Raw genomic sequence first — 26,851 nt, 5'->3', positions numbered from 1 at the left:
AATACATATATTATATAATATATGTATTGAAAATTATATAACTATTTTAGACTTTTTTAAAATGAAGGAACTATTTAAATAATGAATTAGTCATTTAGTAACTATTTAAACTAGATTCGAATTATAGGATAGAATAAATGGTATCTAATGGTATAATACTTATAAATAATTTAGAGTTTGCAAGAAAAGAATATTTAATAAAGGGAGTAATAGTTATGAAATCTATTCATAATCCAATTCTTGAGGGATTTAATCCAGATCCTTGTATATTAAAAGCAAAGGGAATTTATTATATTGTTGTTTCTACGTTTGAGTGGTTACCGGGGATAAGAGTTTACGAATCTAATGATTTAGTGAATTGGAATTATTGTACATCAGTATTAATAAATAAAGAATTAGTTAACCTGCAAGGTAATCCTACAGGATGCAGTATATGGGCACCTCATATAAGTTACTGCGAGGATACATTCTACCTTGTATATACAGATGTCAAAAGTACAAAAGTTCCATTTAAAGATGTGAATAATTACTTAATTACATCAAAAGATATTAAAGGACCTTGGAGCAATCCAATTTATTTAAATAGTTCTGGATTTGATCCATCTTTATTTCACGATGAAAATGGTGAAAAGTGGTTAGCAAATGAAATATGGGATTATCGTTTAAATACACATAATAAATCTGCTGGTATTATTATTCAAAAATTTGATTATGAAAAAAAAGAATTGATTGGGAAACCATATAAAATTTTTGATGGAACAGAATATGGAAAAACAGAAGCACCACAGATATATAAACATAAAGAGTACTACTATTTATTAACAGCTGAAGGGGGAACTGGTGAGGGTCATATGGTTACGGTAGTTCGATCAAAGAATATTACTGGCCCTTATGAATTAGATCCTAAGAATCCTATGTTAACTTCTAGAGATAATCATAATTTATATCTTAAATGTGCAGGACATGCTAGCTTAGTGGAAACAGATGAACACGAGTGGTATTTAGCTCATTTGTGTACTAGACCTATAATGGGCAAATATCCTATCCTTGGAAGGGAGACTGCATTGCAAAAAGTTATTTGGTCAAAGGATGGGTGGCTCAGACTTATTCAAGGTGGACATTCGCCTGCTACAGATGTTGAACTTCCAAAGAGTTTTAATGGAATTATTAAAAAAAAGGATAATAAATTCTTTGATGATTTTGACAAAAAAAATTTAAATAGTGAATGGAGTACTCTGAGAATATTTCCAAACAGTAGCTGGCTTAACAAACTTTCAGATAAATCCATAATACGTATAACTGGTGCTGAATCACCTCAGAGTACTTTTGATCAACATATCATTGCAATACGTCAGAGTGATATTAATTTTAGTGCAGAGACTGTAATTACTTTTAATCCTACAAATCACCTACAATTAGCAGGGATGATATTATATTTAGATACAATGAATTATATTTATTTATATCTTTCTTATGACGAAGAAAAGGGGATTATTGTTCAGGTAATGAAGGCGGTAAAAGATGATTTTTCTATCTTACCAGTTAAATTACCTGTAACTGGTAAGAAAGTAAAACTTTATATTAAAGTAAATGGAATTAATGCACAATTTAGTGTGGAAGATCAAGAAACAAAAGAATTTTTAGTAAAGGAAGATATCAGTTTTTTATCAGGAGGTTATACAGGAAATTTTATAGGACTTGCAGTCAATAATTTAGAAAAAAAGAATGCTTGCTTTGCTGATTTTGATAATTTTAAATATCAACCAGAGTAAGTTCTTTTACTTTATTTTTGTTTTTTAATATACCAGTATACAGGCAATCCAATTAAAGTGATAACAATTCCTATAAGTGCTTTTCTAGTATCAGTTAAAAGAGTACTTATAAGTATATATAAGCCTCCAATAATTCCGATTAATGGAACTATTGGGTAAAGTGGTACTTTATAAGGTCTCACTAAATTTTTATGTTTTGTTCTTAATATAAAGATACCTGCTACTGCCATTGTGAAGAAAATCCATAAAACAAAAACAACAAGATCAGTTAAGGCATTAAAAGAACCACTAAATATATAAAGACAAGCAAGTGCAGCCACAAAAATATAAGAGTTTAATGGAGTCTGATATTTTTTGTTAACTTTTCCTAAAAAGTTACTACAAGGTAAAAGGTTAGTCTGTGCCATAGCAAAAGGGATTCTAACTCCTGTCATTAGGTAACCGTTTAATGCCCCGAAGATTGATATTAATATACCGGCAGAAATAAATAATGAGCCAGATTTTCCAAGTAAAACGGATGCAACATCTGATGCTACTGTTTTAGAACTTATAACACTGGTTATAGGAATTACATTTATAATTGCTAAATTAAATAAAACATAAACTATTAAAGTAATGCTTAATCCTATAATTATGGATTTTGGTATATCTTTTTTAGGGTTTTTAAGTTCACCTGCCATATTACTTACACTTACCCATCCATCATAAGCCCAAAGTGTTCCAAGCACAGCGGCTCCAAAGCCAGCACCGGCAGATGTTGTTCCTACTGGCATGGAAAAATTATGGGCTGTTCCTTTTATAATGCCTAAAGCAATGATAATAAACAGTGGAATAAGTTTTGCAATAGTTGCGATGAACTGAATTTTGCTTGCAAGTTTAGTTGATAATACATTTGCAGTCGTAATAATTAGAAGCATTAGTATTGCAAATAATTTTTGCGAAAGTCCGCTCATGGGTACAAAATTAGTAGCTTGAGTTGCTAAAACTATTGCGAGGGCTGCAATGGATCCAGGTACATAAATAACCGTTTGTACCCAACCAAATAAGAATGCCCATTTTTCGCCATAAAGTACTTTAAGATATATAAAGATACCTCCGGTTTTTGGAATAGCAGCTGCTATTTCAGCAATAGTAAGGCCCGACGCTATAGTTATAATACCACCTGCTACCCAAGCAAGTATCCCCATAAGTGGAGAACCAGCATTTTTAAAGACTATTGAAGGTTTAAAGAAAATTCCTGAACCAATGACCATACCTATAACTATGGTAATGGCTTCTAGCGAGCCGATTTGCCTTTTTAAACTAGTTGATGCTTTCAAAATAGATCATCCTTTCTTCTTTAGTATTTTGTATACAATTAGCGAATAACTACATCCTAAAATTAAAATTATATTATTTGTATATAATTTTAATAGCAAACTTAGGTATAGTCAACAAAAGTTTGAAAGAGATTATTTTTAAGATTTTAACGACCCAGGAGATGATTTAATGGAAAATTGTAGGACATTAGAATATAAAGTTATATTTGCCCATATACATCTATTGTTATAATATATATATATGTTATAAAATTATATGTATTATAGTGAATAATTGGAGGAATGAAAATGAGATTGTTACTGACAAACGACGATGGTATAAACGCAAAAGGAATATATGCCTTAGCTAAAGAACTTGAAAAAAATCATGAAGTAATTATCGTGGCACCAGATAAAGAGAGAAGTGCATGTGGGCATTCGATAACCCTAACAAGACCACTTATTGTTAAAGAAACTAAGCTCAAAGGATTAAAAGCAAAAGCTTTTAGTGTAGATGGAACGCCAGCGGATTGTGTGAAAATCGCAATAAATAAACTTACTGATGCTAAAATAGATATGGTAGTATCAGGAATTAATAGGGGGTTTAATCTAGGTACAGATGTTTTATATTCCGGAACGGTTTCTGCAGCAATAGAAGCTACTATATATAAAATACCAGCAATGGCGGTTTCAGTAGAATTTGATGATAATACTGAAAATTATGATATAGCGGCTAAATACGCTAGAGTAATACTTCTTAAGGCTACCCAAAATAAAATTAATAATGATATTGTATTAAATGTAAATGTTCCTATGCTTGCAGAGAATGAAATAAAAGGAATTAAAGTGTGCAAAATTGGAAGTAGATTGTACAATAACAAATATGTAGAATCTATTGGAGAAAATAATGAAACTCAGTATCAGATTAAGGGCACGGCAAAAGATATTCATGAGGAAGATTCCGATACAATATATTTTAAAGCTGGGTACGTTACTGTAACGCCACTTCATTATGATTTAACTAATTTTGAAATATTAAATGATGTAGGTAAATGGTTTTAACGATAAAAAGCCAGGGTTTTTATCATTATATGATTAAAAACCCTGGCTTTTATTTTGTCTAAAACAAGTATTGTATTTTTGATCTACTTTTTTAATTTATCTAATAACTCGTCTACGGATATAGTAGATAAATTTATACCATCTAATGGTAATTCTTTTTCAATGGCAGATTTAAGAAGTGGTGACCTTCTAGCATCACCTATCACAATTGCGCCAATAATCTTATTGTTTTTTATAAATATCTTTTTATAACTGTTTCCATTAATATCTTCACATGATAATACTTTCGTAGAGTTTGATTCTTCTATACATCCCATAGAAAATAAAGAAATACCAAAAGCATTTAGCATTGTTACTGGAGTAATCTTTTCATATATAGCATCACGCCCCGAAATATTGTACCCTGCAATTTTTCCTTGTGATATAGCAATATTCCATAGTCCAATAACTTGATTATCAAATTCTGCAACATCACCTGCTGCATAAATATCTTTTATATTAGTTTCCATTTTATTGTTTACGAGTATTCCTCTTTCTCTTTTAATATCAGTCTTTAAAATTAGGTCCATATTAGGCTTAATACCTATTGAGTGAATAACTATGTCACATTTTAATTCTACATCTTCGTTTATAAGAATTCCTTCTACTTTATTATCAGTGCCTATTATTTTATTTACACAAGTGTTAGTTAATATTTGTATTCCACAAGATTGTATTTTACTTTTTAATATTTCGGATGCTTTATCGTCTAATTGGCGAGGCATAAGCCTTGGACATAATTCAACAATTGTAACTTTGATGTTATGCTGATGTAATATGAAGGCCATTTCAAGACCAAGTATTCCTCCACCAAGAATTATTACATTCGTGTTCTCATTAAGTTTCTCCTTAATATTTAAAGCGTCATTAAGACTCCGAAGCGTGTATACTCCGTTCATACCTATACCATCAATTGGAGGTACATTATTACTTGCACCGTTTGCAATTAACAATTTATCATAACTAAGGTTACTGCCATTAGATAAGGATACTTCATGTGAATTTGAATCTATACTTACCACTTTAGTATTAATTAATATTTTTACGTTATTTTGTTCATACCACTCTTTTTTTTGAATAAGTATGCTATTTTCCTCAAGATTTGCGAATAAACTTTTGGACAATTTTATTCTGGTATATGGATAAAATTTTTCTTCTCCAATTAAACATATATCTGAATCTAAATCTATTTCTCTAATTGCTTTAATAGCTGTTATTGCTGTAATGCCACTACCTACTATTATAATTTTTTTTGTTATTATTGTTTTAGCCATCGATATCACCCATTTCATTTAAGATTTATTTTTTACTTATGTACATTGTGAGGAAAATATTTTTCGTAATTATGAGTCATTCTTATTGATTTAATATCCTAATGTTATCTTACGCTTCATTTATGGTAATATGCAAGAAAATAATTCAGATATGTAGAGTAATTATATAAAATGTATTTTAAAGATTTAATTATTACTTTTTCTAAAGTATACTATAATCAGAATTTTTTGATATAATTAGCCTAAAGAAATTTTTGATGATTATCGAATATAAGATTTTATATTTGAGAGAAAGGAGAAATATATGAATATTAAAGAATTACCACTGATTTTTGATGGTGCTATGGGAACATATTATGCAAGCATTAAAGAAAATCCATTATCAAAATGTGAGCTTGCAAATATTTATGATAGAAATACCATATTAAATATACATAAGGAATATATAGAGGCTGGTTGCAAGGCTATTAAAACAAATACATTTGGTGCAAATAAAATTAGCCTTGAAAGTGATTTTAATGGAGTAAAAGATGTGATTGTAAAAGGATATGAAATAGCAAGTGAGGCAACAAAGGGCACTGATGTTTTGGTTTTTGCGGATATTGGACCAATCCCATTTTTAGAGACGCTGGATTTATGGGAGGCATATAAGGAAATAGTAGATTTATTTTTAGAACTCGGTGCAACGCACTTTATATTCGAAACTTTTAGTAGTGATGAATATTTACCTGAAATTTCTAAATATATTAAAGAAAAAAATCCAAAGGCGTATATTTTGATGGAACTTGCAGTTTCACCGGAAGGATTTACAAGAATAGGTATATCAGGTGAAAAATTTATAGAGAAAGTTTCTAATATATCAAGTATAGATGCTTGCGGCTTTAATTGTTTTTCGGGGCCATATCATTTACTAAAATATATTAAAACTCTTAATATAAAAAATAAAACAATCTCCGTTATGCCAAATTCGGGGTATCCAACTGTAATAAATAATCGTACGTTTTTTAATAATACTAAAGAATATTTTGCAAGGCAAATGTTAGAAATAGCAAAACAAGGTGTAGCGATAATAGGTGGGTGTTGTGGTACAACTCCAGAATTTATAAGGGAAACTGTAGCAAATATAGAAGGGCTATCTCCAAATGAAATTGTTCCAAGTATAAAGATCGAAAAAATTAAGTTTGAAAAACTTATAGTTGAAAATTCTCTTCTCGAAAAAATTAAGCTTGGTAAAAAGATTATTGCGGTGGAACTCGACCCACCTATGGATACGGGGATAGATTTTTTTATGAATAGTGCTAAAAGTCTTAAGGAGCAAGGCGTTGATGCAATAACTATTGCAGATTGTCCGGTTGCAAGAGTTAGAGTAGATAGTAGCCTACTTGCTTGTAAGTTAAAGAGAGAACTTGACATTACAACTGTTCCTCATATGACTTGTCGAGATAGAAACATTAATGCGACTAAAGCATTGCTTTTAGGCTTAAGCATTGAGGGAGTAAATAATGTTTTAGTGGTAACTGGTGACCCGGTGCCTACAGCTGAGCGGGATGAGGTTAAGGCAATGTTTAGCTTTAATTCTGCAATACTTGCCAATTACATTACTAATTTAAATGAGACAACTTTTTCATCACCTTTTAATATTTGTGGTGCCTTAAATGTAAATGCTATTAATTTTAGTAGTCAACTTGAACACGCAAAAAAGAAAATAGAAAATGGTGTAACTATGTTTTTAACACAACCAATTTTATCAAAGCAAGCTGTAGACAACTTAAAACAAGCACGCAGGGAGTTGCCTGCTAAAATCCTAGGTGGGATTATTCCAATTGTAAGTCATAGGAACGCTTGTTTTATGAATAATGAAATTTCAGGGATAACTGTTTCTGATGAAATCACGGAGCTATATAATGGTATTTCAAAAGAGGAAGCTACAATTCTTGCAATTAAGATATCTACGGATATTGCAAGAGAAATTTATGATTATGTAGATGGATATTATCTTATTACACCATTTAAAAGAATCGATATAATTTCTGAAATTATTAAGAGTATAGGTAATATAGGTAATTCTTAGAGTAAGAAAATAGCGAATTTAAAACTCACATCATGAAAAAACACATGATGTGAGTTTTTATTTTTTGTAATATTTAGTAGGTTGATAATAGAATAGTTATTAAGTGTCCCCCAACGTCAACCCGAGTTATCGCAGTGTTATCAAGGGTTAATAATACTAAAGTTATTAACTGTCCCATGATGTATTAACAATGGAATCACCAAGTAAAAAAATATTTTAAGAGAATGTTGACAAGTATTGTTGGGTATCATATAATAAACGTATGAACAACAATTCATATGTTCATATGAAAGGGGAATATAGATGGAGAAAGATATAGAGTTTTGTCATTGCGCAACTGTTCATGAAGATGAGATAGAGAAAGTAAGAAGATTAATACCGGAAGCAGAGACTTTATCAGATCTCGCAGAGCTTTTTAAGGTTTTTGGAGATAGTACAAGAATTAAAATTCTTTGTGTGCTGTTTGAAACTGAAATGTGTGTTTGTGATATAGCAGCTCTTCTTATTATGACTCAATCAGCTATTTCACATCAATTGCGTGTACTTAAAAATGCTAGACTTGTTAAGTATAGACGTGAGGGTAAGGTTGTCTATTATTCATTGGATGATCAGCATGTTAAACAAATATTTGATCAAGGACTTACACACATAAAAGAACTTAGATAATATTCTATTACATAAATAATAATTCATAATATAAAAGAACGTAAAAACTTTGAAAGCGAGGAGAGAAAATGGAGGATATAATAAGAAGGGAATTCATTTTAGAGGGTCTATGTTGTGTAAATTGTGCCAATAAAATTGAAACTCAATGTAGAAAGTTAGATGGAGTATCCGATGCGAATATAAACTTTATTAGTAAAAATTTGGTGATACAATTTCAAAGCGAGGATAAAATATCAGAAGGCATAGATGAAGCTAAAAAAATAGTTAAGAGGATAGAACCAGGCGTTAATTTTATACAAAGTGATGTCCATGGAGTTAAACATGAGGGACATGTCCATAATCATGATCATGGACATGCTGGTGGGGAAGAAGGAAATAATAAAAATAAAATTATACGTTTTTCTGTAGGTTTTGTAATTTACATTATAGCAGTTATATTAAAATTAGATTACTGGTTTGAATTTTCATTATATCTTATAAGTTATTTATTAATTGGTGGAGACGTATTAGTGGTTGCCATAAAAAATATATTAAGAGGAGAAATTTTTGATGAAAATTTCTTGATGGTAATTGCAACAGTGGGGGCATTTTCTATAGGGCAATTTCCAGAAGGTGTTGGGGTTATGCTTTTTTATCAAGTAGGAGAATTTTTCCAGGATGTAGCTGTAAACAAATCAACAAAGTCAATATCTGCACTAATGGATATAAGACCAGATTATGCAAATAAGAAAATCAATGATGAAATAGTAAAAGTTGATCCTGATGAGGTACACATTGGAGATATTATAATAGTAAAACCTGGTGAAAAAGTACCTTTAGATGGTAGTGTTATAGAAGGAAGTTCGTTAGTTGATTCATCAGCATTAACTGGTGAATCAGTTCCAAGAGAAGTAAATGCTGGCGATGAAATTTTAGCAGGCTGCATAAATAAAAATGGGTTGTTAACTATAGAGGTGAAAAAAGAGTTTGGCGAATCGACTTTAGCTAAAATATTGGATTTAGTTAAAAATGCTAGTAGTAAAAAAGCACCAACTGAAAATTTTATAACTAAATTTGCAAGGTATTACACACCGATTGTAGTTATAAGTGCGGTTTTACTTGCGGTGATTCCGCCAATTTTAATACCTGGTGCTACTTTCTCGCAATGGGTATATAGAGCATTGGTATTCTTAGTAGTATCTTGTCCTTGTGCACTCGTTATATCTATTCCACTCGGATTCTTTGGAGGAATAGGTGGAGCATCCAAAAGTGGAATCTTAGTTAAAGGTGGAAACTACTTAGAGGCACTTAATAGTGTTGAAATGGTGGTTTTCGATAAAACAGGGACTTTAACTAAAGGAGTATTTAAGGTTACAAAAATGCATGTTAATGGAGAATTAAGTGAAGAGGAATTATTAGAGTATGCAGCATTTGTTGAAAGTTATTCTAATCATCCTATTGCAATATCTATATTAAAGGCTTATGGCAAAGAGGTAAACAAAAAAGATATTGAAGATGTAGAAGAAATAGCTGGAAAAGGTATTAGAGCTAAAGTAAAAGGAAAATATGTCCTAGCTGGTAATTCAAAACTCATGGATAGTGAGAAAATTTCTTATACTAAAGGTGAAAATGTTGGTTCTATAATATATGTAGCTATAGACAATAAATATGTTGGTAATATTATAATCTCAGATGAGATAAAAGATGATTCTATATCTGCAATAAAAGGTTTAAAGTCTATGGGTATTAAAAAGATAGTAATGCTTACTGGTGATAATAAAGATATAGCGAATAATATCGGAAAAGCTCTTGGCGTTGATGAAGTTTACTCAGAACTCCTTCCACATGAGAAGGTAGAAAAGCTAGAGAAACTTCAAAATGAAAAATCACCTAAAGGAAAAATAGTATTTGTAGGAGATGGCATCAATGATGCGCCAGTGCTTGCAAGAGCAGATATTGGAATTGCTATGGGCGGTGTGGGTTCTGATGCTGCAATAGAAGCTGCTGATATAGTAATAATGACAGATGAACCATCTAAGATTGCCCAGGCTATCAAAATTGCTAAAAAAACAAAGAAGATTGTTTTGCAAAATATTGTATTTGCACTAGGTGTAAAAGCAGCTATATTGATCTTTGCAGTGTTTGGAGTGGCAAATATGTGGGAAGCAGTTTTTGGAGATGTAGGAGTTGCTTTGATTGCAGTTCTTAATTCAATGAGAGCTATGAAGTCTTAAATTTAAAACAGTAAAAAAAGTTAATAATAAGAAAAGTTGAAAACACTCTATAGGCCAGACCCAGAAGTCTGTGATATAGAGTGTTTTTTTTATATTATTGTGCTGAAGAAAAGTTATAATTTACAGAGTTATAACTATCCCATGTACTTGCATTGTTCTTGAAGGCCATGTTAAGCATGTAACTACCTGAAGGTATTGTTAAAGTAGTTGCCCATTGTCCATTTGCTTGCTTTGTCATTGATATATCTGTAGGTGATGTAAAGTTATTATATCCCCAATGAAGTGTCATTGAAGTTGCACTAGCTGCCAATGCTCCATTATAATATACTGTAACAGATTTAGTAGCAACTGGCGCTGGACTAACCTGTACTGGAACAGAACCTGACCATACTTGTAAGTGCCAATCTTTACTGCTGTTATTGTCATAGCTACTTCCAGCAGTAAAGTCAAAATCTAACTTTGTAGCTGTGGTAGGGATAGTTACAGTAGCTGTCCAAAAACCATCTGAACGTTTGGTCATTGTTGCATTTGATACACCTAGCCAACCATTATAGCCCCAATGTAATGAAACATTACTAGAATTAGCTAAAGATCCATTATAGTATACGGTAAAGCTCTTACCTTGTAATAGTGTACTGCTGTCATAGTCTACTTTATATCCTGAACTGGGGGTATAAGCAGTAGATGTGCTAATGACATATGATTCTGTATATACTGGTGATGAAACTCCTAGTGAATCTATAGCTATATACTTGAGAGTTAAGCTACTAGCTACATTGATTGCTGAAGTATATTTTGTACTAGCTGAAGTTGGAGTGCTTCCATCAGTTGTATAATAGATAGTTGCTGTTTTTGATGGTGTTAAAATTACACTTTGTGCAGTGGTATAATTTCCAGCTATTATATTTGCAGATGCAGTAAGTGTAGTAATTGGAGTACTATCATTGTATAAAACTATAATTGAATTCGCTGGAATGCTTCCAGATATTGTCCCATTTGATACTGTTAAAGTACAATTTGTTGTGCCTTTATTTGTATACGTTCCATTTGCTAAGTTAGTAGGAGAATTAACACTTGAACTTGAACCAGCGTTTACTAGTACTGTACCGATTTTTCCACGATCTATTAACATAGTTTGATTATTGTTTGTCCATCTTAGATATTCGGTTTGACCAACCATAGCATTATGGAACTTATTTAATGCTACAACGTCAGCATCTTTCCATAAAGATTCACCAATAGATCCGATTGCACTAGTTGGTCTATCAAAGAATAAAGGCGTTGTTCCAGCACGTGAATCAACAATAGCCCAACCCAGTTTCCTTTGCAAATCTGTTAAACTACGAGTAGAACCATCTTCATAAGTATCGTGAGTTTCAACAAAATCCACACTTGTAGTTGGATTTAGGCCACCCATACCACCTGCATTACTTAGGTTGTTTGAAGTGATCGCACTTCTTACACTACCACCATAGCTACTAGCTGTAACGTTCATAAATGTTTCATAGTCGGCAATACTGTCTACTGTTCCATCTTGTAATATTTCACCATATACAAATATATTTGATTTATTATGCAAATTTCCAAGAACATTAGTCCAATAATTTCCAGACCATGACTGACTTGCATCTAATCCTATATTTGTTTCAATATGCTTAGCTGCGTCAAAACGGAATCCAGAAGCCCCAGCGTCAATACATTGATTTAAAAAAGTAATTGCCTTGTTTTGAACTTCAGTGGATTGAGTATTTAAATCGGGCATACCGATACCTTTTTGTGTTACGTCATATCTGTTACTCCAATTTGAGCATTGTCCTAGATTATGATATAAACTTGAATTTTTGAAACTTGAATCAACAGAAGGATCTAATTGATCTTTATTTTCATTATTAGCCATATGGTTCATAACCACATCTACTACTACTGAAATTCCATAGGTCTTTGCAGTGCTACACAATTTTGTAAAATCAGATAAAGTTCCAAGTTGCGCATTTCCAACAGCTTGATTAGTTGGTTGATACAATAACCACCATTTAGTTGGATCAGTACTTGAGTCTTTGGTTCCTTGTACAGGTGAAACTTGAATGGATTTATATCCTGCTGCTGCAATATTAGGTAACTCATTCTTAATAGTATTAAATGACCAATCAAAAGCATGAAGTATTGCTCCATCTTTAGTGGTAGATGGTAAAGATGAAATGGTTGCAGCATGTACAACAGTAGAATTACTAGAAAAGTAATTCAGGTTTTGAAGTGGTGAGAAAGTTAAAGCTAAAAATAATCCAAAAGAAATTAACGACGAAATTTTTTTATTCTTCATAAATTCACTCCTCAATTTTTATTGAAAACCTGCCAATTTAATTATGCAATCTCCTTTCTTTAATACAGCCATCATTATTATATAACGTTGCGCAAACGTTTGCAAGAGTGAAATGGATAAAATTAACTTTTTGATTTATAGAGTATTTTTGTTAGAAAGATACACTAGCAAATTAATTAAAGTATATTGACAAATTACCGATATATAGAAGATAATGTTAAAATAAGTAGACATATATTTTATAAAAAAATTATCGTTCGTCTTAATAAAGGGAGTGAAAAATTGATAACAAAACATAAAATAATTACAGTAAAAAACTTATTAGTAATTTTTACAATAGCTTTATTATATCAAATTCAAGTATCTGTTTATAATACTCGCGCTGCAGTGAATTTATCAGCAATTAGTCCCACCACCGTAACGACTTCTCAAGGGAACCAAACTCTAATTGTAGGGGGGCCAACCTTAAGTCTAAAAGCTACTGTATTACCAGCTAATGCTGCAAATAAAGCAGTAATTTGGAGTAGTAGTAATGATGATGTGGCTACTGTAAGTGCATCTGGAATCGTAACTCCAATAGGTGAAGGTACGGCGATGATCGTAGTTAAAACAGTAGATGGGGGTCATATTGATACCTGTATTGTTAAAGTAACAAAGAGTGATGTAGCAGGAATGACATTAACTCAAAACATGGTAACTTTGAAAATTAAGGGAACAACTACACTAATCCCCAAAATATTTCCACTAGATGCTTCAAACAAAACAGTAATCTGGTATAGTGGAAATGAAGATGTAGCTAAAGTGAGCGATAAAGGAGTAGTAACTGCAATAACACCAGGATCAGCAGGTATTATTGGAAAAACAGTGGATGGAGAGTACCGAGTTTATTGCTTAATATACGTGCCTGAAGAAGTAAACAGTATTACCTTAAGTCAAAACAATGTAAAATTTGCTTTAGGTGATACTCCTATTACGATATCAGCAAAAATCATGCCAGACAATCTCTCGATGAAGAGTATAACGTGGACTAGTAGTAATTATGGTATAGCTAATGTAGATTCAAATGGCAGGATAACTCCTATGTCTGGTGGATCTGCGACAATAACCGCAACATCAACTTATGATAAAACTAAAAAAGCTACGTGCAATGTAACTGTGAACGGACTTATAACGGACACTAAAGTACATGCATCAGGAATCACTTTAAATGAGCATGATAAACATTTAATTGGAAATATTCCTTTTACACTAAAACCGGTTATATCGCCAAGTAATGCTGTAAATAAGGCAGTAACCTGGAGTAGTAGTAATGAAAATGTTGCTACTGTGAGTGCTACAGGTGTCGTGACACCGATAGCTGAAGGTATTACATTAATTGTAGCAACAACTGTGGATAGAGGAAATATGGATGGTTGTCTCGTTAATGTTACTAAGCAGAATGTAACAGGAATGACTTTAACTCAAAAGAGTGCAACTCTAAAAATTAAGAGCACATTGACATTAAAGCCAGATATACAACCAGGTAATGCAACAAACCAAACAATAATTTGGAGTAGTGGAAATGAAGATGTAGCTAAAGTAAGTGATACTGGAATAGTAACGGCAATAACATCCGGCTCTGCAGGAATAATTGGTAGAACTGTGGATGGAGACCATTTAGTTTATTGCTTAGTTTATGTACCGGAGGTAATAAATAGCATTACCTTAAGTCAAAACAGTTTGAAATTTGATTTAGGGGACGCTGCCACAGTGCTGTCAGCTAAAATTTTGCCAGATAATCTCTCGTTGAAGGATATTACGTGGACTAGTAGCAATTACAACATAGCTGATGTAGATTCAAATGGTAGGGTAATACCAAAGGCTGGGGGAAATGCAGTAATAACTGCAACTTCAGTTTATGATAAAACTAAAAAAGCTACATGTAGTGTAACTGTTAACGGACCTATAATAGATACTAAAATACATGCAACAGGAATCACTTTGAATGAGCATAATAGAGATTTAATAGGAAATACTCCCTTTACATTAAAACCGGTTATATCGCCAAGTAATGCTGTAAATAAGGCAGTAGCCTGGAGTAGTAGTAATGAAAATGTTGCTACGGTGAGTGCTACAGGCGTCGTAACCCCAATAGCTGAAGGGATTACATTAATTGTAGTAACAACTGTGGATAGAGGAAATATGGATGGTTGTCTGGTTAATGTTATTAAGCAGAATGTAACAGGAATGACTTTAACTAAGAATTATGAAACTTTAAAAATCAAGAGTACATTGACATTGAAGCCAGACATATTTCCGGGTAATGCTTTAAACAAAGCAGTAATTTGGAGTAGTGGGAATGAGGAGGTAGCTAAGGTAAGCGATACAGGGGTAGTAACTGCATTATCATCCGGATCTGCTGGGATTATTGGTAAAACGGTGGATGGTAATTATTTAGTTTATTGCTTAGTGTATGTACCTGAAGTAATAGATAGTATTAGCTTAAATCAAAATAGTTTAAAACTTAAATTAGGTGATGCTGCGGTTACACTATCTGCCAAAATTATGCCAGATAATCTCTCGGTAAATGGTGTTGTGTGGACTAGTAGTAATTATGGCATAGCTAATGTTGATTCAAATGGTAAGGTAGCCCCAATGTCTGGAGGCAGTGCAGTTATAACTGCAACTTCAGTTTATGATAAGACTAAAAAAGCCACATGTAGTGTAAATGTAATTGGGCCTGTATCTGGGGATCTTAAAGTACATGCGACAAGTATTTCTATAAAACCAAATGTAAATCCAGCAATTGTAGGAACTCCATTTACATTAACTACAGTTATAAATCCAAGTAATGCTGTAAATAAGGCAGTAACATGGAGTAGTAGTAATGAGAATATAGCGGTAGTAAGTGCTACAGGTGTAGTAACACCAATAGCTGAAGGCATGACATTAATTATTGCGACTACAGTTGATAGAGGAATTATGGATGCTTGTGTTGTAAATGTAACTAAGCAAGATATAGCAAAAATGACATTAAATAAAAATAGTGAGACTTTAAAGATTAAGAGCACTTTAGCATTAAAGCCAGATATACTTCCAACAAATGCATCAAATAAAACAATAATTTGGAGTAGTGGAAATGAAGATGTAGCTAGTGTAAGTGATGATGGAATAGTAACTGCAATAAAGGCCGGAACAACAGGCATTATCGGAAGATCAGTTGAAGGAAATCATTTAGTTTATTGCATAGTTTATGTACCAGAGCAGGTAGATAACATTATCCTAAATCATAATAGTTTAAAATTTAAATTAGGGGATTCTTCTGTAAATCTGTCAGCTATTGTTACGCCAGAAAATCAAAAGGTAAAGCGTGTTACGTGGACTAGTAGTAATCCAATTGTCGCTAATGTTGATTCAAACGGGAGGGTAACACCAACTTCTGGAGGAACTACGACGATAACTGCAACTTCAATGGATGATACAACTAAAAAAGCTACATGCAGTGTAACTGTTCTGCAACCTGCAACTGGGGTTATTATAAATTAGATAGATGACATATATTAGATTAATATGAAAAAATTCATTTTCATATTAATCTTTTTTTATTAGTAAAAATAAAACTTAATGCAACTCCTCAGTAAATAATTTGATGTCTGTTTTGTCAGTAGATGCGCTTCCTACTGGAACAGCTTTGTAAAATTTGTTATTGACTTGGACGGCAATGGCGTCTTTAGTGTCTGTACCTTTTATTGAGCAAACACTTTGAAAAGAGACAATAAATTTTGCATCTTTAGGAATATCCTTTTTTATATTCTTTATCGTTAACTGGGCAGATGAATCAGTTTCCTTTTGTTCAAGTATACAATTATTTTTATCAATAACTGCTACTTGGTTAATAACTCCATTCCATCCCCCGATTTTAGATGGATCCAATGAAACATTTGAAATTTGATACATTACTTCTTTATAACTTATTTGAGTAGCATTTTTAGCATTGACCTTGCAAACAATTTTATCTTTAATTTGGTAATGCATTACTTTTTTAATTATAGTATCTTTTGCAAAATACCCTATTACTAGTGTACAAAACAAAACTGCAAGCAAAGGGATCAATATTTTTTTTGTTTTCATAATAAATCCTCCTTATTCATATGACTTTCTTCCTTCCCACTTTTTGAACCAAAATAAACTAATAGCGAAGGCTATACATATGGCAAATAACATGATAAACACTCCTTGCTTCGTATCAACCGCTACAATAGCACTTGTAGAATAATTGGCCCACTCTACAACGAGGTAATCGCAAAATCTTACACCCCATGCGCATGGGATAAAATGCCATACTCTATTTCCAAGACCAGTAAGCATTAGAGCAGAAATCAGACTTTCTGCAACTCCAAGCCCTGTAGAGGCACCCTTTCCAAATTGAAGACTTATGAACACATGCAAGATATAAAGAAATATGTTTCCAATCACTAATGCTCCTGCGGCTTTCAAGTAAAATATATTGGGCATTGTTTGGAATCCAAGTGCAAAGATTCCTACAGCAAGTATAATAGAAAAACTTCCCAATAAAAGTAAAACAATTAGCTTACTCAAATACGTGGTGTTTTTTGATTTTGTATTGCACAGTAGTGTTTGAAAATTTCCAGCTTGCTCTTCCTGCTCAATTACTATCCCGCTGATTATTCCTATCAGCAAAGGAAATGCAATTGCTAGGGTCTCCAGATACCCACTTATTTTTTTTACTGTGTCAAATGAAGATATTCTATAATACGCCAAAAACATGAATGCTCCTGCTAGTGGAATAAGTAAATGAATCCATGGAATAGAAGTATGTCTTAATTTGTAAAAATCCGATTTTATACACCTAAGTAAAGCAATCATATTAATTAACCTCCTCTTTTTCAAACCAATTAGCAGTAACAATCATTAGCAAAACAAACAGAATAATGGACAAAATAATTCCAATTGGAATCACGCCTGGATTTCGCAGTGGATCTCCTATGATTGCTAGCTCTCCATTTGGCAAAATCCCAAGAATGGGACACATAATACGTGTCGTCCAACTATAAGGAGAAATCCACCACATTGATGTACTTACAGCCATAACATTTAATACAGTTCCAACTCCAACGTTTATCAAAACTGTTCCTAGCATTCCAAGTTTCTTCGCTAAAAACATACAAAGTGGAATCTGCCATAAAGATGTAACTGCAATCAAAGCAGCTCCGGCAAGTGCACTAAAAGCCGGTACAGGCGTGATCCTTAGATAACTTCCTAAAAAAATTCCAACTATAAAAACCATACATGAGAAAGTCATATAAATCCCGTTTGTTAAAACTTTTGAAATCCACACTTTTTTTAAAGAAATTGGCAGACCAAATACAGCCCTATAGTGTAACTTTTTTTGATCCTTTTCGTTAGTCATTACTGCCATTATTGAAATATATCCCGGTAGTATCAGCGTGTACCACTGATTGAAGCTATTGGTTTCAAAATATCTTCCAGTCATAAATCCAACTAACAAAGGAACTATAGGTGCGATAAAAATCAGTTTTTTTATAAATGTTCTCTTACATTTCAAATTTTCAGCCTGTAAATATTTAAGCATTATAAATCCTCCATTCGGTTTTTTTTCACAACCTCTGTGAAGAGCACTTCCAAATCTTCTCCAGGATTAATTTTGCCGTTATACCCGAGTACGCCATTACTGATGATACCGATGTGGTCTGCAATCAATTCAACCTCACTTAATATATGGCTAGATAGAATAACTGTCATTCCCTGCGCTGGGAAAGAACGTATTAACTCTCTTAAATCTTGTATTCCAAGAGGATCCAGGCCATTTGTAGGCTCATCCAAAATTAGCAATTTGGGTTTATTTAGTAGTGCAATTGCAATTCCAAGCCTTTGCTTCATTCCCATAGAAAACTGTCCTGCTTGCTTTTTATTTGTGTCTTTCAAATCAACCGTTTCCAGTACTTCTTTAATACGAGAATCTGGAAGTCCTAAAAGAATAGTTCTAACTTTGAGGTTTTCTACCGCCGTAAGATTTTCATAAAGAGGTGGAGATTCAATTAAAACTCCTATATTAGAAAGATCATTCCTACTCCACGCATGATCCTCAAATATAATCTCTCCGGATGTTGGATGAAGCATTCCCGTAATCATTTTTAATAAAGTTGATTTTCCGGCACCATTTGGTCCTAGCAATCCATATACAGAATTTTTCTCGATGGATAATGAAATGTTGTTTACCGCACACTGCTTTTTAAAAGTCTTGCAAAGATTTTTTGTTTGTAAAATGTAATTATTTTTATTCATATTTATCACCCTTTCATTTAATATACTTTTCTAATAATAGGTAATTATAAGTATTCTATAAAGCAATTAAAAATAAATACCTCTCGTTAGCATTAATTGTTTTGAATGTATTTTATACTCTTAGTATACAAAGAATCAAAATACACCGCCATTGCTTCGGCTTACATTTTGCTCTTTCATCTTACATTTTTGTAACACCACAATAATTATTCCATTTTATATTTCCATTAATGTTAAAATAAAAAGCTTGCATTAATAGTAGATTTGAAATATAATTGGTATATACAACATAACAACATGTTAACTAGTGTTATGTAAATAAATTTAGTTGTAAGTGAGGAGGAAAATTTTGAAAAAAGTTTCGAAGGATAATCCTATACCACTTCATTACCAAATAAAAGAAATATTACAAGAAATGATTGAAAATGAAGTATTAAAGCCTGGAGATTCAATTCCAACAGAAAGAGAATTATGCAAAGTACAAGGTGTTAGTAGAATGACAGTTAATAAGGCTATTATGTCTCTTGTAAATGAGGGACTTATTTATAGGCAACAGGGCAAAGGGACGTTTGTGTCTATTGCAAAGGTTAATCGTGAGATTTCACTTCTTAAAGGTTTTAGTGAGCAAATGCAGGATAATGGTATAATATCAAAAACTAAAATATTATCTTTTGATATTATAGATGCCACAAAGCAATGTATGCTTGAACTTAAAATGCCGGAAAAAGAAAATAAAATTATTGAAATTAAAAGATTAAGATTTGCAGATCAGCAACCGGTAGCAATTGAAACAGCATGGCTTCCGTATTGCTTATTTGATGGAATGACAAGAGATATGGTAGAGGGGAAATCATTGTTTAGTATATTTCGTGAAAAATACGGATACTATCCTTATAAGGCTAAGCAAATAATTGAACCTATAATGCTTAATGAATATGACAGCGAGCTTCTAAATCAAGATAAATATGCTTTGGCGTTAACATTTAGGAGAACCACATATTTAGAAAATGGAACCCCAATCGAATATACCAAAGCAATATATAGAAGTGATAAGTATAAATATCAAATAACATTAAAATAAGTATGAAGTAAAGCAAAAATTATAATAATAAAAAAGACTAAAATATTTGATGGGGTGATTAATATTAAAGCTATAATTAATGGAAAAATTATTATGAAAGATAGAATTATTTATAATAGCGTAATAGTCTTTGATCTAAAAATTATTGGCATTATAGATAATGATAACTTCCATCAATATAAAGAAGAGTGCAGGGAAGAAATAAATGTTATAGATGCTAAGGGGAGATTCGTATCGCCAGGTTTTATTGATATTCATATTCATGGCAGTGGTGGTTATGATACTATGGATGCTACAAAGAAGGCCCTTAAAATTATAGGTACTACCATAGCTGAAAATGGAGTGACTGGCTATTTGCCTACTACAATGACTATGGAGGCCTCCAGCATATATAAAGCGTTAGATGTTGTTCGAGAAGAAATGGGAATAGAGACTAGGGGAGCAAAAATTCTAGGAGTACATGTGGAGGGACCTTTTATAAATGAAAAGTATAAAGGGGCTCAAAAGGCAAATAATATTGTAAAGCCCGATTATGATATTATAAAGGATTACTTAGATATTATTAAAATTATAACCCTTGCACCTGAAAAGGATATAGATCATAGTTTTATAAAAAAAGTAAAAGCTAATTCAAAAATTACATTATCAATAGGTCACTCTGATGCAAGTTTTGAGGAAGCTATGAAAGCAATTGATGATGGTATATCACATGCGACGCATATTTTTAATGCAATGACTCCATTTAATCACAGAAAACCAGGGATCGTAGGTGCAATTTTTACAAGTGATATATCCTGCGAGTTAATAGCAGATTTAATACATGTTCATCCTGCAATTTTTAATATACTAATAAATCTTGTACACACGGATAGAATGGTTCTTATAACAGATTCTATGAGAGCCGGATGTATTAAGAGTGGTGTGTCTGAGCTTGGAGGACAAAAGGTAATAGTTAAAAATGGAGCTGCAAGACTTGAGGATGGAACACTGGCAGGTAGCGTTTTGACTCTAAACAAGGCAATACTCAATATGCTGCGAAACAGTGATTTAAAAATTTACGATGTTGTTGCAATGGCAACAATTAATCCAGCAAAGGTAATTAATATGGATAACAAAAAGGGAAGTTTAGAAATTGGGTATGATGCGGATATAGCAATTTTTAATGATGATATCGATGTGTCTTTTACAATAGTTGAAGGAAAAGTAGTGTACGAAGCTTAAAAGTGATATTTTGAGTAATTTTATAAGGTGGTGCCAATATGAGAATAATAGTTGTAGATAATTATGAGGAAATGAGTAAAAGAGCGGCTTTAATGATAACAAGTCAGGTTACATTAAAACCGGATAGTGTTTTAGGACTTGCGACTGGAGATACTCCTTTAGGCATGTATGAGGAATTAGTTAAGTTGTATAATAAAAAAGAAGTGGATTTTAAAGAGGTCAGAACTTTTAACTTAGATGAATATTATGGACTTGACCCGGAAAATCCACAAAGTTATTATAGTTTTATGAACAAGAATCTATTTGATAAGGTAGATATAAGTAAAAATAATATTAATATGCCTGATGGCATGGTTAAGGATGTAAATGATTTTTGTTTGCTATACGAAAATAAAATTAAAACACTTGGTGGCATAGATATGCAAGTTTTAGGTATAGGTGGAAATGGACACATCGGGTTTAATGAACCAAATGTAAATTTTGAAGCGCAGACGCATTTAGTAAATCTTAATGAACAAACAATAGAAGCTAATTCTAGGTTTTTTAAGTCAATAGAGGATGTTCCAGTAAAAGCGATAAGCATGGGTATAAAGACAATAATGAACTCTAAAAAAATAATTCTACTTGCAAATGGATTAAATAAAGCTGAAGCTATAGCAAAAGCAGTTAATGGAAAAATTAATCCGAGTATTCCTGCTTCAATTCTTCAACTTCACAATGATGTAACTATTATTATAGACAAAGAAGCAGCAAGCTTACTATAAAATTAAAACACCCACTCTAGCCATTTGTGCAAGAGTAGGTGTTTTGTTTAATATTATGGATTAAATCAAATTTTTAAATTCATCATGTTTGTACAATAAATTATAACAATAAGTCATTATATCACTTCGTTTAATTATACCTATAAAAACACCGTTATCATCTAGAACGGGAACAAAGTTTTGATCCTTTGCTAACGATATTAAGCTCTCTATATCTGCATTAATTAATACTGATTTGTTTTTAACATGTCTTGGTATATCCCCAATTAAAATTTTATTTGTCTCGTTAAAACTTAAATTTGGAGTGTTCTTTAATTTCCATAATAAATCACCTTCAGTTAAAGTACCTACATAGTGACCAGATTCATTTACTAAGGGTACAGAAGTATATCTATGGTACTCCATTCGTTCTAAAGCTTGTCTCATTGTAGAACTTGGTTTTTCATAAATAACTTCATTTTTAGGTGTAAGAAAGAAAGCTATGTTCATAGTTCAACCATCCTTTAAAGTTCTTTATTTGGGTTTATTAGTTATTTAATTATAACATGTTTTATAGTCCTATATATTAACAAAATATTAAATTATCTCCTGGGTAGCTGTAATATTAATATGAGGAGGTTGTCTGCAGTTTTATTACAGTTTTACTTTTCCATTTTCCTTTTTTAAACCTGATAAGATAGAGCGTGCCACGAACTAACCAATCAACAATCATGCCTAACCATACACCTACAAGTCCAAATTTTAATACAACGCCTAGTAAATAACCTAAAGTAATTCTAAATAACCACATGCCTATAATTGAAGTTACCAGTGTATATTTTACATCGCCTGCACCTTTTAGCCCTGCAGGAAGAACAAAGGAGATAGACCATAAGGGGATACATGCTGAGTTTACTATAAGGACGGTTGAGGCTAAGTGTATTATTTCCTTATTAGTAATAAATAGTGATGTTACTTTTCCTGCAAATGGTATGAATATTAATGCTATAGCAATTAAAGCAAAAGTCGATAGTTTTGTAATATATGCGAGATCACTTCCTGCCTCTTTACTTTCTCCTCTTCCCATATGGTTTCCAACAAGAGCGGTGGCTGCAATACATAGTGAATTTCCTGGAACATTAAGCATCGTTGCAACTGAGCCAGCAATAGCGTTCGCGGCAACTGCTACAGTTCCCATATCTACTATATAAATTTGAGTGATTAACTTTCCACCATTAAAAAGTAGCGACTCTATACTCGCAGGTATTCCGATGCCAAATATGAGTTTTAATAATGACTTATCAAATTTGAACCCTTTTACATTTGTAAGTTTTAAAATTTTTGAACCACGTAAAAGTACAAATAAGATAATAATGCCTCCACTAACCCTAGCAATGGCGATGCCAAGGGCAGCTCCCATTATTCCCATGTGTAGTATATTTATAAAAGTGTATGTTAAGATTACGTTTATAATATTCATAAAAATACTGATTTTCATAGGAGTTTTTGTGTCTCCCGCTCCACGCAGAAGTCCATTCGATATCAAATCAATTGTTATTAGTGGATAAGTAAGTAAAGTTATGCCTAAATATGTATGGGCATTACTTATTACTTTATGGTCGGCTGAGCCAAATAACATGGCAATTAAAGGACCTTGGAATATAAACATTATAATAGTTATAACGAAAGTAATTATAAGTCCTGAAAATAGAGCTTGCTGCATTGCAGCATTAGCCTTTTTTATATTTCCTTGTCCAATAAATTGAGCTATAACGACCATGCCGCCAATTGCAAGGGCAGAAAAAAATGCTATAAAAATATTATTTACTGAATCTACCATTCCAATTGCAGAAACTGCTTCTGCTCCTATATGCCCTGCCATCATAGTATTTATCATACCAAGCGATATAACAAATAATTGTTCTGTTATTATTGGTATTGCTAAATTAAATACATCTTTTCGTATCCATTTCACGTAAACGCCTTCTTATCAAATTTTAAGTTTATTTATATTATAACATTATAATTCTTTCAATTCATATATTAATCAACTTTCATAGATTGTTAACTTAAGATAACCTGATATATTTTTATAGATATAGCAATATATATTTTAATTAATGGTAAAAAATTTTTTAATATACTATAATATATACAATAATGAATTATTGTGGTAATAGTTATTATGAGTCAAAAAGTAGGGGAGTGAGTGTATGATGAATTTTTCATCTGTTGATGAGTATAAAAAAGCAAATAGATTAGCTAAAGCTAAATATAGTGCAGACATATTAAGAGGAAACTCAGGACATATATCATCATTAGATAGTATTTTAAAGAAAATAGACATAGTAGCAGAAATACCCTTGGGCTTAAAAAATATTCCACTAAAAAAGATAGTAGGAACTTATTTCTATACAAGAAGTAGAGATTTCGCAAATAACTTTCTCCCTCTAGCTAGTATTTCTAGCGAGTTTGCTTCAAAATGGGAGGCTGTGTATGCTTATCATATTAAGGATGGAATAGATGACCCTATAAAAATATATGAGTACATGAATGAATTCTATGTTATGGAAGGAAACAAGCGTGTAAGTATACTTAAATATGTAGATGCTTATTCAATAGATGGAGAGGTTACTCGGCTAGTTCCTAAAAGAGATGAGAATGATTTAAATAATATAATATATTACGAATTTTTAGAATTTAATAATAAGACAGGCATAAATGATATTTGGTTTTCAAAGGAAGGTAGTTTTACTCTACTCGGTAAGTATTTAGATGAATATAACCCAAAGCTTTATTTATTTTCAAATAAATATAAGCATTTTATAAAAAATGTGTATTTCCCTTTTAGGAACACATTTTATGAATTAGGGGGAGATAAACTTGACATTACTACTGGAGATGCGTTTCTAGAATATGTAAAAATATATGGTATTTCAAATGAATTCATAGAAACAAAAAGAAAAGTAAGAGTTGAGAAATTTTTAGCTGAGCTTAGGATACTTACAAAAAATAATGCTGTTGATATTCAAACTGAGCCCTTTGATGTCCATAAGAAAAATGTTATAACATCAATTACAAATCTAGTGACGACCTCTAAAAAATTAAAGGTGGCTTTTGTTTTTGAAAAAACCATTGATACCTCAGGTTGGAGTTATGTCCATAACTTAGGAAGAATATATGCACAGCAACAATTGGGTAGTGAAATAGAGACTTTTGTTATAGATAACTTTAATGCTACCGATGATGAGGCTGACTATGAAAGGCTAAGTAAATTGTGTGAAGAGGATTATGATATTATATTTACTACGTGTCCATCGTATCTTAATATAACTCTTAGAGCGGCCCTTAAGTACGACAATGTTAAGTTCTTTAATTGTTCCCCAGTAAAAGCATATAGAAATGTAAGTACTTACTTTGGAAGGTCTCATGAACCAAGATTTTTACTAGGGCTAATAGCAGGCGCTATTACTAAATCAAACATAATAGGATATATAGATACCTATAATGAAACAGAGATTATAACGGGAATTAATGCTTTTGCACTTGGTGTTAAAACTGTAAATTCTAATGCAAAGGTTTTAATTTCATGGCTTAATCAAATGGGAGATGTAAGTCATTCAAAAGAATTAATGCAAGAACTTCAAAGTCGTGGAGCAGACCTCATAATGCAAAATGATCTAATAGCTTTAGGTAAAGGCTCAAGAGATTTTGGGCTATACTCGTTAAAATATAATGAAAATGAGACAAAATGGATACCCGAAGTAAATTATGCTTTAATTACATGGGATTGGGGTCAGTTTTATGAGAAAATACTTAGAAATATCGTAAATGGTAGTTTTAAGGGAATTTTTAGTACTGAATCTAAACGTGTAAGCTTTTGGTGGGGCATGGACTCGGAACTTGTGGATATTATATATTCTAAGCATAATGTTCCAATTCAAACTCAAAAATTAGTAGATATAATGCGAGAGATGATTATTGAAAACAAATTTCATACTTTTGCTGGGCCGATATTCGATAGGGCAGGGCAAATTAGAATAGATGATGGTGACATAGGAAATTATGAGGATATGTTATATATGGAATGGTTTGTAGATAATGTTGTTGGAGAAATTCCAAAGAATTGAACAAAATATTCGAAAGATAAGTAGGTGTTTAAAATTAAGGTTTTATTAGTTTCAGATGTTGAAGATGATTATATTTGGGAACATTTTGATCATGAAAGATTTAAAGATATTGAAATTGTAATTTCTTGTGGAGATTTGAAAGCAGATTATTTAGAATTTTTAGCTGATATGATTAAAGCACCTATATTTTATGTTAATGGTAATCATGATGGATCTTTCTTAGAAAAACCACCAGGTGGATGTATACCTATTGATGATAAGGTAATAGTATATAAAAATATTAGAATACTAGGACTTGGTGGATCAATTGCCTATAATAAAGGACCTTTTCAATATACGGAAAGGGCAATGCAAAAAAGAATTTCAAAATTAAAAATGTGTTTATGGAGAAAAAAAGGATTTGATATATTAGTAACACATTCACCAGCAAAAGGCATGGGAGATGGAGAAGACCCTTGCCACACCGGATTTGAAACATTTATAAATATAATAGACAAATATTCTCCAAAATACTTTTTCTATGGTCATCAACATTTGGATTATGGGAAAAAAGACAGGGTAAGGAGATATAATAATACTACGGTTATAAATGCGTTTAGATATCATATTATTGAAATATAAGAAGTATAAGAGGGTTGTAATTAATAGCCACATC

Annotated in this window: 20 protein-coding genes; 11 read left to right on the top strand and 9 right to left on the bottom strand. The window is 31.9% G+C overall.

Annotation, left to right across the window (positions count from 1 at the left end; translation table 11 throughout):
* The first annotated feature begins 137 nt into the window (after positions 1–137).
* On the top strand, positions 138–1,772 hold the full coding sequence (locus A7L45_RS18335; RefSeq protein ID WP_216102189.1) for a glycoside hydrolase family 43 protein: 1,635 nt from the start codon (positions 138–140) through the stop codon (positions 1,770–1,772).
* An 11-nt stretch (positions 1,773–1,783) separates the two neighbouring features.
* Here A7L45_RS18335 and A7L45_RS18330 read toward each other — a convergent pair whose 3' ends face one another.
* Positions 1,784–3,091: an APC family permease gene (locus A7L45_RS18330; RefSeq protein WP_253198617.1), complete on the bottom strand. Its 1,308-nt coding sequence runs from the start codon at positions 3,089–3,091 to the stop codon at positions 1,784–1,786.
* Between the two features lie 288 nt (positions 3,092–3,379).
* Here A7L45_RS18330 and surE point away from each other — a divergent pair, with 288 nt between their 5' ends.
* Complete coding sequence (surE, locus tag A7L45_RS18325; protein WP_071614119.1) at positions 3,380–4,132, top strand: 5'/3'-nucleotidase SurE; 753 nt, start codon at positions 3,380–3,382, stop codon at positions 4,130–4,132.
* 83 nt (positions 4,133–4,215) lie between these two features.
* Here the strand turns inward: surE and A7L45_RS18320 are convergent, their stop codons facing one another.
* A complete protein-coding gene (locus tag A7L45_RS18320; protein ID WP_224616866.1) occupies positions 4,216–5,445 on the bottom strand; it encodes an NAD(P)/FAD-dependent oxidoreductase in 1,230 nt (409 codons plus the stop codon).
* A 304-nt stretch (positions 5,446–5,749) separates the two neighbouring features.
* On the opposite strand from A7L45_RS18320, the gene A7L45_RS18315 reads away from it, so the two are divergent.
* The 3 genes from A7L45_RS18315 to A7L45_RS18305 all read left to right on the top strand — a co-directional run bounded on the left by A7L45_RS18315 (position 5,750) and on the right by A7L45_RS18305 (position 10,395).
* A complete protein-coding gene (locus A7L45_RS18315) occupies positions 5,750–7,516 on the top strand; it encodes a bifunctional homocysteine S-methyltransferase/methylenetetrahydrofolate reductase (RefSeq protein ID WP_071614118.1) in 1,767 nt (588 codons plus the stop codon).
* Positions 7,517–7,819: 303 nt separating this feature from the next.
* Positions 7,820–8,182, top strand: coding sequence for an ArsR/SmtB family transcription factor (locus A7L45_RS18310; RefSeq protein WP_071614117.1), 363 nt, complete (start codon positions 7,820–7,822; stop codon positions 8,180–8,182).
* A gap of 68 nt (positions 8,183–8,250) precedes the next feature.
* Positions 8,251–10,395, top strand: coding sequence for a heavy metal translocating P-type ATPase (locus A7L45_RS18305; RefSeq protein ID WP_071614116.1), 2,145 nt, complete (start codon positions 8,251–8,253; stop codon positions 10,393–10,395).
* A gap of 94 nt (positions 10,396–10,489) precedes the next feature.
* Here A7L45_RS18305 and A7L45_RS18300 read toward each other — a convergent pair whose 3' ends face one another.
* Complete coding sequence (locus A7L45_RS18300; RefSeq protein WP_071614115.1) at positions 10,490–12,715, bottom strand: carbohydrate-binding protein; 2,226 nt, start codon at positions 12,713–12,715, stop codon at positions 10,490–10,492.
* A gap of 282 nt (positions 12,716–12,997) precedes the next feature.
* Here A7L45_RS18300 and A7L45_RS18295 point away from each other — a divergent pair, with 282 nt between their 5' ends.
* Complete coding sequence (locus tag A7L45_RS18295; RefSeq protein ID WP_071614114.1) at positions 12,998–16,240, top strand: Ig-like domain-containing protein; 3,243 nt, start codon at positions 12,998–13,000, stop codon at positions 16,238–16,240.
* 75 nt (positions 16,241–16,315) lie between these two features.
* Here A7L45_RS18295 and A7L45_RS18290 read toward each other — a convergent pair whose 3' ends face one another.
* Genes A7L45_RS18290 through A7L45_RS18275 form a run of 4 tightly spaced genes read right to left on the bottom strand, consistent with a single transcriptional unit; the run spans position 16,316 to position 19,021 of the window.
* Positions 16,316–16,825, bottom strand: a complete 510-nt coding sequence (locus A7L45_RS18290; RefSeq protein WP_071614113.1) for a NisI/SpaI family lantibiotic immunity lipoprotein — start codon at positions 16,823–16,825, stop codon at positions 16,316–16,318.
* A 12-nt stretch (positions 16,826–16,837) separates the two neighbouring features.
* Positions 16,838–17,581: a lantibiotic immunity ABC transporter MutG family permease subunit gene (locus A7L45_RS18285; protein ID WP_071614112.1), complete on the bottom strand. Its 744-nt coding sequence runs from the start codon at positions 17,579–17,581 to the stop codon at positions 16,838–16,840.
* A 1-nt stretch (position 17,582) separates the two neighbouring features.
* A complete protein-coding gene (locus A7L45_RS18280) occupies positions 17,583–18,308 on the bottom strand; it encodes a lantibiotic immunity ABC transporter MutE/EpiE family permease subunit (RefSeq protein WP_071614111.1) in 726 nt (241 codons plus the stop codon).
* Positions 18,308–19,021: a lantibiotic protection ABC transporter ATP-binding protein gene (locus A7L45_RS18275; protein ID WP_071614110.1), complete on the bottom strand. Its 714-nt coding sequence runs from the start codon at positions 19,019–19,021 to the stop codon at positions 18,308–18,310. The genes A7L45_RS18280 and A7L45_RS18275 overlap by 1 nt, the downstream gene beginning before the upstream one ends.
* Positions 19,022–19,367: 346 nt before the next feature.
* Here A7L45_RS18275 and A7L45_RS18270 point away from each other — a divergent pair, with 346 nt between their 5' ends.
* The 3 genes from A7L45_RS18270 (at position 19,368) to nagB (ending at position 22,087) form a co-directional block, all read left to right on the top strand.
* Complete coding sequence (locus tag A7L45_RS18270) at positions 19,368–20,102, top strand: GntR family transcriptional regulator (RefSeq protein ID WP_084647605.1); 735 nt, start codon at positions 19,368–19,370, stop codon at positions 20,100–20,102.
* Positions 20,103–20,165: 63 nt separating this feature from the next.
* Positions 20,166–21,323, top strand: a complete 1,158-nt coding sequence (gene nagA / locus A7L45_RS18265) for an N-acetylglucosamine-6-phosphate deacetylase (protein WP_071615045.1) — start codon at positions 20,166–20,168, stop codon at positions 21,321–21,323.
* Between the two features lie 38 nt (positions 21,324–21,361).
* Positions 21,362–22,087, top strand: a complete 726-nt coding sequence (nagB, locus tag A7L45_RS18260; protein WP_071614108.1) for a glucosamine-6-phosphate deaminase — start codon at positions 21,362–21,364, stop codon at positions 22,085–22,087.
* A gap of 60 nt (positions 22,088–22,147) precedes the next feature.
* Here nagB and A7L45_RS18255 read toward each other — a convergent pair whose 3' ends face one another.
* The gene (locus A7L45_RS18255; protein WP_071614107.1) at positions 22,148–22,576 is read right to left on the bottom strand and encodes a CBS domain-containing protein; all 429 of its coding nucleotides are present in this window, start codon (positions 22,574–22,576) and stop codon (positions 22,148–22,150) included.
* 115 nt (positions 22,577–22,691) lie between these two features.
* The gene (locus A7L45_RS18250; RefSeq protein ID WP_071614106.1) at positions 22,692–24,041 is read right to left on the bottom strand and encodes an MATE family efflux transporter; all 1,350 of its coding nucleotides are present in this window, start codon (positions 24,039–24,041) and stop codon (positions 22,692–22,694) included.
* A 238-nt stretch (positions 24,042–24,279) separates the two neighbouring features.
* Here A7L45_RS18250 and A7L45_RS18245 point away from each other — a divergent pair, with 238 nt between their 5' ends.
* Together A7L45_RS18245 and A7L45_RS18240 are read left to right on the top strand one after the other, a co-directional pair.
* Positions 24,280–26,196, top strand: a complete 1,917-nt coding sequence (locus A7L45_RS18245; RefSeq protein WP_084647510.1) for a BMP family ABC transporter substrate-binding protein — start codon at positions 24,280–24,282, stop codon at positions 26,194–26,196.
* 24 nt (positions 26,197–26,220) lie between these two features.
* A complete protein-coding gene (locus A7L45_RS18240) occupies positions 26,221–26,817 on the top strand; it encodes a metallophosphoesterase family protein (protein ID WP_224616868.1) in 597 nt (198 codons plus the stop codon).
* Positions 26,818–26,851: the final 34 nt, after the last annotated feature.

The sequence above is a fragment of the Clostridium estertheticum subsp. estertheticum genome (assembly GCF_001877035.1).
In the GTDB taxonomy this organism is placed as follows: Bacteria; Bacillota; Clostridia; order Clostridiales; family Clostridiaceae; genus Clostridium_AD; species Clostridium_AD estertheticum.
The sequence above is the reverse complement of the archived record's forward strand: the minus strand, read 5'-3'. Positions and strand labels throughout refer to the sequence as shown.